Annotated in this window: 11 protein-coding genes and 8 tRNA genes; 17 read left to right on the forward strand and 2 right to left on the reverse strand. The window is 39.9% G+C overall.

Translation table 11 applies throughout. From position 1 onward, the window contains the following. Positions 1–12: 12 nt before the first annotated feature. On the reverse strand, positions 13–240 hold the full coding sequence (locus tag L2764_RS04855) for a hypothetical protein (RefSeq protein ID WP_248939118.1): 228 nt from the start codon (positions 238–240) through the stop codon (positions 13–15). A gap of 221 nt (positions 241–461) precedes the next feature. Here L2764_RS04855 and L2764_RS04860 point away from each other — a divergent pair, with 221 nt between their 5' ends. The 16 genes from L2764_RS04860 (at position 462) to L2764_RS04935 (ending at position 9,698) form a co-directional block, all read left to right on the forward strand. After that, complete coding sequence (locus tag L2764_RS04860; protein WP_248939119.1) at positions 462–668, forward strand: hypothetical protein; 207 nt, start codon at positions 462–464, stop codon at positions 666–668. Between the two features lie 278 nt (positions 669–946). Next, a complete protein-coding gene (locus L2764_RS04865) occupies positions 947–2,113 on the forward strand; it encodes an NAD-dependent epimerase/dehydratase family protein (protein WP_248939120.1) in 1,167 nt (388 codons plus the stop codon). 99 nt (positions 2,114–2,212) lie between these two features. Beyond that, positions 2,213–3,526, forward strand: a complete 1,314-nt coding sequence (locus tag L2764_RS04870) for a condensation domain-containing protein (RefSeq protein ID WP_248939121.1) — start codon at positions 2,213–2,215, stop codon at positions 3,524–3,526. Positions 3,527–3,717: 191 nt separating this feature from the next. Continuing rightward, on the forward strand, positions 3,718–4,521 hold the full coding sequence (locus L2764_RS04875; RefSeq protein ID WP_248939122.1) for a glycosyltransferase: 804 nt from the start codon (positions 3,718–3,720) through the stop codon (positions 4,519–4,521). Between the two features lie 229 nt (positions 4,522–4,750). Continuing rightward, positions 4,751–5,986: an FAD-dependent oxidoreductase gene (locus L2764_RS04880; RefSeq protein WP_248939128.1), complete on the forward strand. Its 1,236-nt coding sequence runs from the start codon at positions 4,751–4,753 to the stop codon at positions 5,984–5,986. Positions 5,987–6,108: 122 nt separating this feature from the next. Beyond that, positions 6,109–6,693, forward strand: coding sequence for an aminoacyl-tRNA hydrolase (gene pth / locus L2764_RS04885; RefSeq protein WP_248939123.1), 585 nt, complete (start codon positions 6,109–6,111; stop codon positions 6,691–6,693). Between the two features lie 69 nt (positions 6,694–6,762). Then, the gene (gene ychF / locus L2764_RS04890; protein WP_248939124.1) at positions 6,763–7,854 is read left to right on the forward strand and encodes a redox-regulated ATPase YchF; all 1,092 of its coding nucleotides are present in this window, start codon (positions 6,763–6,765) and stop codon (positions 7,852–7,854) included. 323 nt (positions 7,855–8,177) lie between these two features. Continuing rightward, positions 8,178–8,254, forward strand: a tRNA-Met gene (locus L2764_RS04895). Between the two features lie 160 nt (positions 8,255–8,414). Next, positions 8,415–8,499 (forward strand) — tRNA-Leu (locus tag L2764_RS04900). Between the two features lie 59 nt (positions 8,500–8,558). Continuing rightward, positions 8,559–8,633, forward strand: a tRNA-Gln gene (locus L2764_RS04905). Between the two features lie 30 nt (positions 8,634–8,663). Then, positions 8,664–8,738, forward strand: a tRNA-Gln gene (locus tag L2764_RS04910). A gap of 5 nt (positions 8,739–8,743) precedes the next feature. Then, positions 8,744–8,820: transfer RNA gene (locus L2764_RS04915), tRNA-Met, on the forward strand. Positions 8,821–8,980: 160 nt separating this feature from the next. Then, positions 8,981–9,065, forward strand: a tRNA-Leu gene (locus tag L2764_RS04920). A gap of 63 nt (positions 9,066–9,128) precedes the next feature. Continuing rightward, positions 9,129–9,203, forward strand: a tRNA-Gln gene (locus L2764_RS04925). Positions 9,204–9,262: 59 nt separating this feature from the next. After that, a tRNA-Leu gene (locus L2764_RS04930) sits at positions 9,263–9,347 on the forward strand. Between the two features lie 198 nt (positions 9,348–9,545). Then, positions 9,546–9,698: a hypothetical protein gene (locus L2764_RS04935; RefSeq protein ID WP_248939125.1), complete on the forward strand. Its 153-nt coding sequence runs from the start codon at positions 9,546–9,548 to the stop codon at positions 9,696–9,698. Between the two features lie 243 nt (positions 9,699–9,941). Here L2764_RS04935 and L2764_RS04940 read toward each other — a convergent pair whose 3' ends face one another. Further along, positions 9,942–10,517 carry an acetate uptake transporter gene (locus L2764_RS04940; protein ID WP_248939126.1) on the reverse strand — a complete coding sequence of 192 codons (576 nt, stop codon included), beginning with the start codon at positions 10,515–10,517 and terminating at the stop codon, positions 9,942–9,944. Positions 10,518–10,981: 464 nt separating this feature from the next. On the opposite strand from L2764_RS04940, the gene L2764_RS04945 reads away from it, so the two are divergent. Then, positions 10,982–13,912 (forward strand): non-ribosomal peptide synthetase (locus tag L2764_RS04945; protein ID WP_248939127.1); only part of this gene is annotated, 2,931 nt, incomplete at its 3' end.

Raw genomic sequence — 13,912 nt, forward strand, 5'->3', positions numbered from 1 at the left:
CTCTGGACACTTCTATGCGGCGATAGCTCCGTAATCACTGAATTGCTCATATATAGTGGCGACTTTTTCATTACTCAGGTCTAATCCTAACTCGTCAAAAAGTCTGTCCATGAGGTGTTGGTTGAATTGCCTTCGCTTCCAGATCGCAATGGAAATCACCGTTTCACCTTGGGTATTTTTAGTCTGCCTGTCTCCTATTTTTAGCAAATTAAGGGCAGTGAGTGAAGCATTGATCTGCATATTAATGGCTTATTTTCTTAGGAATTGGCAATGGGTTAGCCCTGTATGTTGCTTAGCATCATGAAATAAAAACTGTCCGAACTATTGATGGCAGATAACACTAAAAATAGCACATGAACTCAATTATGAATGAGTGTAACGACATTTACACAGTACGATTATAGCTTGAATGGTAGCTTACTAAGGATGGACTGACACATCAGTTTATAATGAGTTGTTAAGTGTCTGAGTTAAAGTTATCCGTAATTTTTTTTGATTTACAACCTTCTTCGGTATGTCGATTAGCTGATAGCGCATGGGTTAGCGCTATCTATAAGGGTAAAACCCAAGCTTTGAAAATTTTTATGCAGGCACTTACTTACACTTTGACACACTTGGATTTATGGGGAGCGGTTAATTCTTTATATTTTGTAAATACAAGTGGTTAACTGGTGTTTGTTTGCTGTGCATTATATGTATTAAAAATATACTATACTTATATAGTTTGTTGCATCATGAGGGCTTGTAGGTGTCGTGCTGGTTGAGCGAGAATATTGACTCTATATTATTGTAATCGGTAACTTAAAGGTATTTTTGAACTGAATATGTAATGGGGTTTCGGCAAAGTACTTGCAAGAATATTTCATAAAGTTCTGTTATTAGTTAAATTACAGATAAATGAAAGAGACTAATTAACTGTTAAATATCGTAATGTTGGATATATATTATGAGAAGACCTCGGGTTTTAGTGTTAGGAGGGGATGGCTTTTGTGGTTGGCCTACAGCCCTACATTTATTAAAGCAAGGCTACGATATCACCATTATTGATAATCTTTCAAGACGAGCTATCGATAAAGAATTGGGTGTAAGTTCATTGACGCCTATTCAGTCAATTGAGACTCGATTGCAATGTGTGTTGCAGCTTACAGGCAGTAAAATCAATTTCCATTTATTAGATATAGCGAATGATTATGATGCATTTTTAGATGTATTAAAGACTTATCAGCCTACAGCAATCGTACATTTTGCAGAGCAGCGTGCAGCTCCTTATTCAATGAAGTCTTCATTAACTAAGCGTTATACCGTCTCCAATAATATCAATACCACACATAATCTTCTTGCGGCGGTAGTCGAGTCACAATTGAATTGTCATATTGTCCATTTAGGAACAATGGGAGTGTATGGTTACGGTACGGCAGCAATGAAAATACCTGAGGGTTATTTAGATATAGAGGTACGACTTGATAATGGTGAATGCCAGACTCAACAAATATTGTACCCCGCCATGCCAGGAAGTATTTATCATATGACAAAAGCTCAAGATCAATTGATGTTTGCTTATTATAATAAGAACTATGGGCTGCGTATTACTGATCTACATCAAGGGATAGTATGGGGGACGCAGACAGTAGAAACATCATTAGATGAACGGTTAATCAATCGTTTTGACTATGATGGTGATTATGGCACTGTGCTAAATCGTTTTCTGATGCAATCGGCTATGGGGTATGATTTAACAGTTCATGGAAGTGGTAGGCAAACTCGTGCATTTATTCATATCTCTGATACTGTACGTTGTATTCAATTGGCGATTGGATCGGCTCCTGAAATCTTTTCTCGTGTGCGTATTATGAATCAGATGACTGAAACGCATCGTTTATGTGATTTAGCTTTAATGATAAAGGATATGACTGGAGCTAACATCAATTATGTATCAAATCCTCGTAATGAAGCGTCTGAAAATGAACTATTTGTTGAAAATGCTAATTTGCGTAAATTGGGCCTTGAACCCAGATTATTACAACAGGGTTTGTTAAAAGAAATTACTGATATTGCAAAGAGATATTCACATCGCTTTGATCCTGACTGCATTCCTTGTCGCTCCTATTGGTAATAATTCATCATGTGACTGAAACCGTTAGGCAGTTAAAATATCGGCATACTATTTCAACTGGATCTGATGGGTTCCAGAATCGATTATTGATGAGGAGAGATGATGACTGAACAAAAAAAAGATTTCTCGAGTAGCTTTTCTGTCATTGAGCAGAGGATGCTGGAATTAAACTATCTTAATCCATCAGCTGATATATTATCTCGTGCATTGACCTTTAAAGGGAACTTTAATATTAGTCTGTTTAAAGAAGCTGTTAGAAAGGTCGTTAACAACTATCGGATTTTGACGTGTCGGTATAGTACTTTTGAAGAGAAACGGGTTTTTCATGAGGTTGACCTTGATTATATGGATATGAGTGAGGCCAATAACGATCGAATATTAAACTTTATACAGCAATATATTAGCTCACCAATGCAGTTGAGTGATGATCACTTACTGTGTCTTAATTTATTCAAGTGTAAAAATAGTGAATATATTTTTCTCACGAAACTTCAGCATATTGTTGCGGATGGAGTGAGTCTCTCTTTAGTCTTTGAAGAGATACTACGTGGTTACTTTCATTTACTCAAAGGGGACAAACTGAAAGTCGCGTTACCGAATGTTGAATTTTCTGATTACCGTAGTTTTGAAAGTGCGTATTTGACTACTGAAGATGGTTTCAAAGATAAATTGTTTTGGGAGCAGAAATTAGCAAGCCAAAACGTCCCTGTAGTACCGGATATGACCGCAACAGTATCTTTAAGCTGTGATATGTTCAGCCAAGAGTTAAGTGAAGATGAACTTTTGGTTGTATACAAGATAATTGAAGATATGGATGTGACTTTAGTGAGTTATTTGACTGCAGCTTATCAACAGACGTTGTCTGAGTGGCTGGATCATCGTTATTGTCTCAGTTTTAGTATGTCATTAAGGCGTAGAGAGGAACATCGTTATATTGTTGGCCCTATGTTTAGGTATGCGAATTTAGCCGTGCGAGAGAATGAGTGTTGGGGAGATAAAATAATCCGATTATCGACCGAAATTAAAGAGGCGTTAGATACCATTTATGCTTCTGATACGATTGGTCCGCATGGCAGCATAGGGAATTACTTACCGCCACAATATTGCTATTTAATTAATTATCTTAATTTAAAGAGAAACAGGGGAGCCTTTGATACTGGTCTGATTGGTAATGCATCATCTTGGATTAGATTAGCCGATGATTTAAAGATTAAGACAATCAGATTGCAAACGCGTTTAACGCCTTATGGCATGTATTTATCAATAGGAAATTTTGGAGATAGGTTGTCTGTTGATTTTATTTATAATCGATCTTGTTTTTCAAGAGAACAAGTTAAGAATTTTAGCTTACGTTGGAAAAACCGGCTTCTTTACGGGGATAGCTGTGATGATATCCCTGTTTCTGTCAAATGAACTCAATAATATCAACATTCACTTAAATCTTAAGGTGATGAATAACGCCTCGTAGACTAGATTTTAACAAATAGCTCGGAGTCAGCGTTGTTATGTTACCGATGAAAATGCACAGGAAAAAATATTTCAAGTAGTTATATTGTAAAAATGGAGCGTGAGAGACAAGGCGCATAGAGTTTGGAGTAAATTTTATGTTTAAAAATGCTTATGTGACATTGGTTAATAGTCCTGATTATGTGATTGGTGCAGTTGCGTTAAAACGCTCATTAGTCCGTGTTCAGGCTCAGGCGCCTTTAATTTGCATTGTTGTACCCCATTCTTGTGACTGTAAGGTGTTAGTTGATGAAGGGTGTTTAGTTAAAGAAGTCGATGCGCCAGTATTTTCAGAAAGTTTTTGCTTACGTCACAGCCGAGAGTTTTTACATAACAGAGAGCCTTTTGACAAGGGTGATAAACCTGATTTTCATAATCCATTGAATAATTTTTGTAAATTACTACTATGGACATTTGATGAGTATGATAAGTTGATATTTCTTGATGCTGATACCTTAGTATTGAAAAATATCGATCATCTTTTTTGCTATCCAGGTTTTTTAGCTGCACCTAATGTTTATAATGAATTGGATGGTTTTCACCGAATGAACTCAGGTGTTTTTGTCGCCGAACCGAGCCAGCTGATCTATAAAGAGATGTTAGACAAGCTTGATGTACCAGGTGCTTTTTGGCGTCGTACCGATCAGACTTTTCTGCAAGAATTTTGGCCCAACTGGCACGGATTACCCTATATTTATAATGTGTTACAACATTTGTTTATTCACCTTCCTGAGTTGTGGCGTTGGGATGAAATCTATGTGATTCATTACCAATATGAAAAGCCTTGGCAGAAAAATACCTTTAAGAAGCAACTGAAACCATTAATTGATCTTTGGTGGGCGGTTTATCAATTGCAGGATGTTGATACAATGTTAGAGCGTTTGATTGCTGATGACAGCTAATATTGTCGAGCATTAGCTTGAATACGGCGTCCAATATTTAAGCTGGGCAAGTATTATTTAGAATGATCTAAAAACCATACACAAAGTGATACCTTACCACGGTTACTTTATACCTCAAGCACGAGTGGATCCTCTATGATAAGATGCCCGTTATTAAAGTGGTCTTGTGAATGTTGCTCAACAATGAGACTTAGGTGGGGCAAATGTGAGGGCATTTTTAGTGAGCCAGATGCAGGGAATTGATATCCAACACGATGTGGTGATCATTGGTGGTGGCATGGTGGGTGCAGCAAGTGCTGTAGGGCTAGCACAATTAGGCATAAATGTGGCCGTGCTTGAAATGAGTGAGCCCAAAGCCTATCAGCCGGAACAACCATTGGACTTACGTGTTTCAGCCATTAGCGCTCATTCTGAAAAGCTGCTTAACAGTTTAGGGGCGATGGACTTTCTGAATCAGGCCCGTAAGGTGGCTTATAAAGGGTTGGAGACGTGGGAGATTGATGGTTTTATTACGCGTTTTCATAGCGACCAAATAGGCGAGAGTCATTTAGGTCACATTATTGAAAATAGATTGATTCAACTGGCTTTGTGGCAGCAATTGCACGCTTTAGATAATATTCATCTTTACTGCCCTGTCAAAGTGGTCGCGTTATCGCGCCAGACGACTGCTCATCAAGCTTCACTGTTATCCAGCGATCAGACGGCGCCTTCGACATCCAGTGTTCGAGTACAACTGGAGGATGGACGCACCTTAACCGCGCCTTTATTAGTGGGTGCTGATGGTGCCAACTCTTTTGTGCGCCAGTGGGCGAATATTGGTGTGAGTGGCTGGGATTATGCTCAATCTGCGATGTTGATTAATATTAAAACGGCGCAGGCAGAGCCGCCTGTGACTTGGCAACAATTTACACCCCATGGTCCACGCTCTTTATTGCCTTTGCCTGACAATCATGCCTCGTTAGTTTGGTATGATGATACGCAGAAAATAAAGCAATTATCTCAACTGAATAATAAGGCATTAGGCATACAAATCCGTGCCCATTTCCCGCGTCGTTTAGCGCAGGATTTTGAGGTGTTGGATAAAGGCTGTTTTAGTTTAACCAGGCGTCATGCACAACGGTATTTTAGCGATAACGTGGTGATTTTAGGCGATGCGGCCCACACTATTAATCCTCTTGCGGGTCAAGGCGTGAATTTAGGTTTTAAAGATGTCGCAGCGCTTATTGAGTCAGTTAGGCAACGAATGTCGGAGTCTGACGCTTGGTGGGATAACACCATGTTAGCCCATTATCAGTCTAGTCGGTATCGCGACAATCAATTAATGATGTCGGCCATGGATATGTTTTATGCCGGTTTCAGTAATGAGTTATTGCCACTCAAACTTATTCGTAATGGTATGCTAAAACTGGCGAATATTAACGGGCCGATTAAACGCAAAGTGTTAAAGTACGCTATGGGTTATTAAGCGCTGTAAACGTTGGCGAGCAATGGATATTTGTTGGCGGGGTATTAGGGTGCTAAAATACCCCGTTTTTATTTGGCGTTCGTTTATTTTACGGTCGCACTAATGTGTAAAGATTGGAAAACATGAGCGATATAAAATTGATTGTGGGTCTTGCCAATCCAGGCGCCCAATATGAACGAACACGGCATAATGCGGGCGCTTGGTATATTGAAGAATTGGCTCGATTATGTGGCGCAAATTTGGTTCCTGAGAGTAAATATTTTGGTTTAACCGCTAAGACTCATTTTCAAGGCAAAGATGTGCGTCTGTTGATCCCGGCCACGTTTATGAATTTAAGCGGTAAGTCAGTGGGTGCATTAGCGAATTTTTTTCGTATTAAACCCGAAGAAATTTTGGTGGCTCATGATGAGCTTGATATGCCGCCTGGCGTGGCTAAGTTTAAACTCGGTGGTGGTCATGGTGGCCATAATGGTTTAAGAGACATTATTGAAAAAATGGCAAACGATAAGGGGTTTTATCGTCTGCGAATTGGTATTGGTCATCCTGGTGATAAAAATCAGGTGAGCAATTATGTACTCAGTAAGGCGTCACCGACCGATCAAGGTTTGATTGATGCAGCGATTGATGAAGCTGTGTGTTCAACAGAAGTGTTATTTAATCAAGATATGAATAAAGCAATGCATCGTTTGCATTCTTTTAAAGCATAATTTAATCGTCGCTATGAGTGTACTTAATACATCAAGCTTCGAGTCAGTCGATAAGAGAAAGGTAAAAATATGGGTTTTAAATGCGGTATCGTTGGTCTGCCTAATGTTGGTAAATCAACCCTTTTTAATGCGTTAACAAAAGCAGGTATTGAAGCATCAAATTTCCCGTTTTGTACCATTGAGCCAAATACTGGGATTGTTCCTGTACCGGATCTTCGTTTAGATGCGTTAGCGGCCATTGTTAAGCCTGAGCGTGTTATTCCGACAACCATGGAATTTGTTGATATAGCAGGTTTGGTTGCAGGTGCATCAAAAGGGGAAGGTTTAGGCAATAAGTTCCTTGCTAACATTCGTGAGACTGATGCTATTGGTCATGTTGTGCGTTGTTTTGAAGATGACAATATTGTCCATGTGGCTAATAAAGTGTCTCCAGCCAATGATATTGAAGTCATTAATACCGAATTGGCTTTAGCTGATTTAGATTCTTGTGAGCGTGCGATTACACGTCAGCAAAAACGGGCTAAAAGTGGCGAAAAAGATGCTAAATTTGAAGTCAGTGTGCTTGAAAAAATGTGCCCAGTATTGAATGAAGGCCACATGCTGCGTTCACTCGATTTAAGCAAGGAGGAGTTAGAGGCGGTGGCTTACCTGAATTTCTTAACGCTTAAGCCGACCATGTATATTGCCAATGTGTCTGAAGATGGATTTGAAAATAATCCACATTTAGACGTCGTGCGTGAGATAGCAGCGAAAGAAAATGCCGTTGTTGTGGCTGTTTGTGCTGCGATTGAGTCTGAACTTGCAGAAATGGATGCTGAAGATCGTGATGAATTTATGGCTGATCTTGGATTAGAAGAGCCCGGTCTTGATCGCGTGATCCGCAGTGGTTATGAATTATTAACCTTACAAACTTATTTTACCGCGGGTGTAAAAGAAGTGCGCGCTTGGACGGTAGCGGTAGGTGCAACAGCGCCGCAATCGGCTGGCGTTATTCATACAGACTTTGAACGCGGATTTATTCGTGCCCAAGTGATGGCTTATGAAGACTTTATCGCTTATAAAGGTGAAGCAGGCGCTAAAGAAGCGGGTAAATTGCGGGTCGAAGGGAAAAATTACATCGTTAAAGATGGCGATGTGATGCACTTCTTATTCAATGTATAAGTGAGCCTGTTGGGGCTGGCTTGTGAGAATGTGATAAGAGTGGACAGTTTTAAGTGAGTTGAAACAGATCAGGTAAGGGCGTTTTCTTTTGATAATTGAAACGACTTGCCTGATTTATGTTCTCTTGTTTGATGAGCATCAAGTTGAAAAATCAATTAACTGACTTTATTTACGACATAAATTGCGGAAGTGTTAGTCATTTTGATGAACTTATCGCCAAGCAGTGCTTTTTCAGGTGGATTGCTAAAAAAAGCGGTTGACCTTGATACCTCTAATAAGCATAATACGCCCCGTTCCTCGCTAATAACGACGAATGAAACGTTGGCAATGTAGCTCAGCTGGTTAGAGCACAGCACTCATAATGCTGGGGTCGCAGGTTCAAGTCCCGCCATTGCTACCATCTTTTCTTTCCTTTTAGGGCAGAATGGATGTAAAAGGCTACAATAGCGAAAACTTGAATATCAAGTCTCAACTATTATGGCTATCATTTATTCTTTCCTGTTTAGGTCAAGAATGGATGTAAAGCAAGTTTATCTCTCTAGATATAAAACAGAGTTTGTGCGGGAGTGGTGGAATTGGTAGACACGCCAGATTTAGGTTCTGGTGCCGTAAGGTGTGAGAGTTCAAGTCTCTCTTCCCGTACCATTTGATTTAAACATTATGGGCTTAGGCCGGTAGTGATGTTTGAAGTAGGAAGTATAAATTGGGATATCGCCAAGCGGTAAGGCACCGGGTTTTGATCTCGGCATCCCCAGGTTCGAATCCTGGTATCCCAGCCATTCCTTTACTTTAAACGCTTTAGAAGATTTTGGGATATCGCCAAGCGGTAAGGCACCGGGTTTTGATCTCGGCATCCCCAGGTTCGAATCCTGGTATCCCAGCCATCTTTGGCAATGTAGCTCAGCTGGTTAGAGCACAGCACTCATAATGCTGGGGTCGCAGGTTCAAGTCCCGCCATTGCTACCATCTTTTCTTTCCTTTTAGAGCAGAATGGATGTAAAAGGCTACAATAGCGAAAACTTGAATATCAAGTTACGACTATTATGGCTATCAATTATTCTTTCCTGTTTAGCTAAAGAATGGATGTAAAATAAGATTATCTCTCTAGATACAAAACAGAGTTTGTGCGGGAGTGGTGGAATTGGTAGACACGCCAGATTTAGGTTCTGGTGCCGTAAGGTGTGAGAGTTCAAGTCTCTCTTCCCGTACCATTTATTTAAAAGATTAATGTATTGCTATATATTTTGTTGCTTATGTTAATGTAAACGCTTTATTGGGATATCGCCAAGCGGTAAGGCACCGGGTTTTGATCTCGGCATCCCCAGGTTCGAATCCTGGTATCCCAGCCATATTTAAAGATTATTTGTATAGTCTTTAATTTATCATTAAAATGGTAAATAAGATCAATGCGGGAGTGGTGGAATTGGTAGACACGCCAGATTTAGGTTCTGGTGCCGCAAGGTGTGAGAGTTCAAGTCTCTCTTCCCGTACCATTGATTTTATCGATTATCATAGATAATGGTAAAATTTGATATAACAAAAAAGCCCATTTAATTATGGGCTTTTTTGTGCCTGCTATTCCTCTTTTTTATGTTTATTTTCCTATGATCGCTTAATTTTTCTTGTCTAGCAGGATCTCGCTGTTGAAATCTTTAATCAATATTTGATGTTTTTTCAAATGAAGCTATTTTATGGATATTGACGATACTTTTGCTGGAGATAATGAGAGCTTTAACGAACAGCAAACCGCGGGTAATATTGTTAGCAGTTGTAAAACCTGTGATTTTTCAGCTGTTGTGGGGCGAGTGGCTGTATTAAGCGGGATGCTCATTATGTCACAGTGAGTGATATAGAGAGGGTGATGTCACGAACTCGCAATGTATATGCACAAGTGACAGCTGTAATGATTATGAAGTGAAGCATTTTTCACCTACTAGACTTATTGTGAATGAATTCGTTGCTTGAGTAGGCTGAATTAATTCTCTCAGTTAATCAAACTGTCATGAGTTTGGACTAATGTCATCGCGAATAATGACAGCAGCAAAGAAAAGTCTTGTGCTGTCATTTTTATTTCAATTTATTTTAGGTTAAGCTGTTTTTAAATGCCCTTCGCCAATGGGTAAAATGGGTCGGCCAAACTGCTCTTCCAGTACTTGTGCCATGGCTAAATACATCGCTAATGAGCCGACGAGTATACCTTCGTAAGCGGCGATGATGCCGAGGAGTGTATTTCCTGAAAAATCTCGGGCGGCCAATAAGAAAAATAATACAGTCAAACCGGAAAAAATGGCTTGTTTGACGCGGCTATATTTCAATGTGCCTAAGGTCATAAAGAGGGTGAATATTCCCCACATCAATAAATAGCAGCCCATGTAAGCGGCGGGTGTGGCGTCGGCGACACCGAGTGTTGGCAAGATGAGTAGTAAGACTAAGCTCCACCAAAATAGGCCATAAGATAAAAAAGCCGTCATTGCGAAGGTGTTATTGCGGCGATATTCCATTATCCCCGCAATAATTTGTGCTAAGCCACCGTAACATAATCCCATGGCTAAGATCATGGCACTAATGGGGAAAAACCCCGCATTATGGATGTTAAGTAAAACGGTGGTCATGCCAAATCCCATGAGTCCAAGTGGGGCTGGGTTTGCGAATTGCTGTTGCAAGAAAATACTCCAAAATAATGATAAATAACGGTGTGAAAAATCCCTTTTACGATCCCAATAGTCCGCAGCGACAGAGGTGAGTGTCTATTGGGGATGTTCATCGACTATGTTTAGCGGTGGGTCATTATAGAGAGTCGCCAAGAGGGCATCAATTGACACTTTAGTCGTATATTAGAGGAAGTTAAATGTGCGATGAATGTTAGCTCATCCATATTATCAGATGATAAGTCTTATTCTTTTTAATCGCTTATCATTTGCTTAGGTTGTAATAATCAGGGAATAGACCATTTACATAAAATGAGATGAATAGACTATGATTATATTAAACCTACTTTAGTATTGGAGATAGATTTCAATATTAAAGTGAATGTTGTTTACGGATAAACATCTACACAACTATTTGATTAAAATCTTATATAGTGAGTTTAGCTTTAGGTTTATCAGTACAAAAAGGTGCTGTATCTATGTCTAAAATATCAAAAGCTGATCGTTCACCTCTTCTATTACCTCTTCATTTTGCACAAGAAAATGTCTACTTTGATCAACTAATTTCACCTGATAGTTCAATGTATAATATTGGTTGTTATTCTATTATTGAGGTTAAATATGACTTTACTGTATTAAAGCATGCTTGGCAGCTGTTAATTGATAAAGTCGATGCATTAAGATTAGATCTTGTTCAGCAAGAGGGAGGAGCGCCATTACAGAGAGTATTACCCAAAGGGACAGTGGAGGGATATATTGAATCAATTGACTTTTCAAGCAAAGACTCTTCCCATAGTGAGGCAAAGCAATGGATGCAAGCCCAATTTACCAATGTATTTGATGCTCATCGTGGTCAAAAGTATCAAATTGCCTTAATCAAGTTATCAGATAAAAAATATTATTTATTTTATCGTTTTCATCACATTATTAATGATGGAACGGGTGTTTGTCGTTTGATTGAATATCTTCATCGTACGTATGATGCCTTACTCAAAAGGGCGGATTTAGGTTGGCTGGTTGAAATCCCTCAGTATCAACCGACTATCGAAAAATCGAGAGAATATATAGTATCAAAAAGATATCATCGGGATAAACGGTATTGGAGTGGTTTCATTCAAAGTAAAGAGGCAACTCAGTTAGATAAACACTATCATAGACAAGGGAATGATGTTTACGAAAAAGGATTATCTTCTACATTAAGTTGTAATTTACGTGATTGCTGTGCGATGCGCAAAATAAGTTTATTGTCGCTATTAATGGGCGTGTCTGCCTTATATTTTTCAAATACGTTAAACAGTAAAAATATTATAGTGAATGTACCTGTGCATGGCCGTAAAGGCCATCAAGGCATGAGAGTGGTGGGGATGCATTCTAATGTTATCCCCATTGAATTGAAAACATTTCAAGTGTTTTCTTTTATTGAACTCTGTGCTGAAGCGGATAAGACATTTAAAGCGGGTGTAAAACATGGCCAATTCCCGCAGAGTCATTTATCGCGCTTAAACAGGGATCTACTTTCAGATATTACTCTTATCTATGACCCTCATGTAGAAGATCTTAAATTTGAACTGAAGTATTTAAGCGCTAGAGATGAACATGCTCCTTTAGAAATCAGATTAATTGATTTTATGGAGACGTCTGAGCTAATACTTCGAATTGATTATGGTTGCGCCTATTTCAATGAAACGGAAGTCAAAAAAATAGCCGAGACTTTTATTCAATTGATGGAGGCATTTTTACTTGATCCGACTCAGAATATACAGCACTTAGCTTTGATCTCTCCTGAAGATAGGCATACCTTGCTGCATGAGTGGAATCAAACTGAGATTGATTATCCAAAGGATAAAACACTGCAGCAGTTGTTCGAAGAGCAAGTCGCAAAAACACCAGATAATATCGCTTTAGTCTTCGAAGAAAAGACACTGACTTATGATGAATTGAATCAAAGCGCGAATCAGTTCGCTCACCATATTCGCAGTCAGTATCAAACTAAATATCAAGTGTCATTGAAGCCCGATACCTTAATTGCACTGTACTTGGATCGCAGTCTAGAGATGGTGATTAGTATTCTCGCGGTGCTCAAGGCGGGCTCCGCTTATGTGCCGATAGCACCTGAATATCCGCAGGCGCGTACTCTCTTTATGCTGCAAGACACGGCCGCATCCTTTATCATTACTCAAGCACATTATGAGGTAAAGTTGAGCGAATGGCTCAGTGCCGGTGAGCTGGATTGTACTGTCCTTCCTGTAGATGAGAACAGTGTCAATAATAACAGTGCTGACAATGAAACGACGATAGCATCACAATCTAATGATAATCCACTACCCATCAATCAATCCTCTGACTTAGCCTATGTGATTTACACATCGGGTACCACCGGTCAGCCTAAAGGGGTGATGATTGAGCATGCCGGTATTGCTAATCGTTTGCATTGGATGCAATCACACGCTTTATTGGATTCATCTGATGTGGTGTTACAAAAAACCCCTTATATTTTTGATGTGTCACTATGGGAATTATTAGGGCCAAGTCAAGTTGGCGCCCGCTTAGTCATCGCTCCGCCGAGTAGCCATACTCAACCGGAGGCATTATATTCATTAATCTCTCAACACGGAGTGACGGCGCTTGATTTCGTTCCCTCTATGTTGGGAGTATTCAGCCAGTCATTAGCCGCTTCGGGCAAAGTATTACCAGTTTCAGTTCGTCGAGTTTTTTGTGGTGGTGAGGCATTAACGGCTGCCCAAGTCGATTGTTTTTATCAAGTGAGTGCCCGTTCGACAAGGCTATACCATATGTATGGCCCTACTGAGGCGGCTATCGATGCGACTTTTTATGAATGCCAGCTGCAAAATGCTGTCGTCTCTCCTCCTCTCGGGCGGGTGATTGATAACACTCAAGTGTATGTTTTGGATACAAGGCAGTATTTGGTCCCCATCGGCACGCAGGGTGAGTTGTATATAAGCGGAGCAGGTCTGGCCCGTGGTTATCTAAATCGCCCCGAGTTAACCATTGAGCGCTTCATCGATAACCCCTTTGCCAGTAAAAAAGAGATCACTAATGGTGATACTTGCCTGTATAAAACCGGCGATTTAGTCAGGTATTTATCGGATGGAAATTTAGCCTATTTAGGTCGTAATGACAGTCAAGTTAAAATCCGCGGTCATCGCATCGAACTGGGCGAAATAGAAGCGGCGCTGGTAAGTCTTGAGGGCATTCAACAAGCGGTGGTGATTGATCGCCCGCGAGTCGACTCGCAGGGTAAATATTTGGCGGCTTATTTAACCTGTGCGACGACTGATGATGAAGTGGATGTCTTTGAGCAAGATAAGTTAGATGTTGACGATATTCGAAGCCAGTTAAGCGAGCGGTTACCCGATTACATGTTACCTTTGACTTTTACTGTGATTGAC

Origin of the sequence: Shewanella surugensis, assembly GCF_023284005.1 — a bacterium.
Taxonomy (GTDB): domain Bacteria; phylum Pseudomonadota; class Gammaproteobacteria; order Enterobacterales; family Shewanellaceae; genus Shewanella; species Shewanella surugensis.

What these genes read in the sequence shown, in the direction of transcription:
- L2764_RS04855 (WP_248939118.1), bottom strand. Translation starts at nt 240, where the DNA reads ATGCAGATCAATGCTTCACTCACTGCCCTTAATTTGCTAAAAATAGGA.
- L2764_RS04865 (WP_248939120.1), top strand. Translation starts at nt 947, where the DNA reads ATGAGAAGACCTCGGGTTTTAGTGTTAGGAGGGGATGGCTTTTGTGGT.
- L2764_RS04870 (WP_248939121.1), top strand. Translation starts at nt 2,213, where the DNA reads ATGATGACTGAACAAAAAAAAGATTTCTCGAGTAGCTTTTCTGTCATT.
- L2764_RS04875 (WP_248939122.1), top strand. Translation starts at nt 3,718, where the DNA reads ATGTTTAAAAATGCTTATGTGACATTGGTTAATAGTCCTGATTATGTG.
- L2764_RS04880 (WP_248939128.1), top strand. Translation starts at nt 4,751, where the DNA reads ATGCAGGGAATTGATATCCAACACGATGTGGTGATCATTGGTGGTGGC.
- pth (WP_248939123.1), top strand. Translation starts at nt 6,109, where the DNA reads ATGAGCGATATAAAATTGATTGTGGGTCTTGCCAATCCAGGCGCCCAA.
- ychF (WP_248939124.1), top strand. Translation starts at nt 6,763, where the DNA reads ATGGGTTTTAAATGCGGTATCGTTGGTCTGCCTAATGTTGGTAAATCA.
- L2764_RS04935 (WP_248939125.1), top strand. Translation starts at nt 9,546, where the DNA reads ATGGATATTGACGATACTTTTGCTGGAGATAATGAGAGCTTTAACGAA.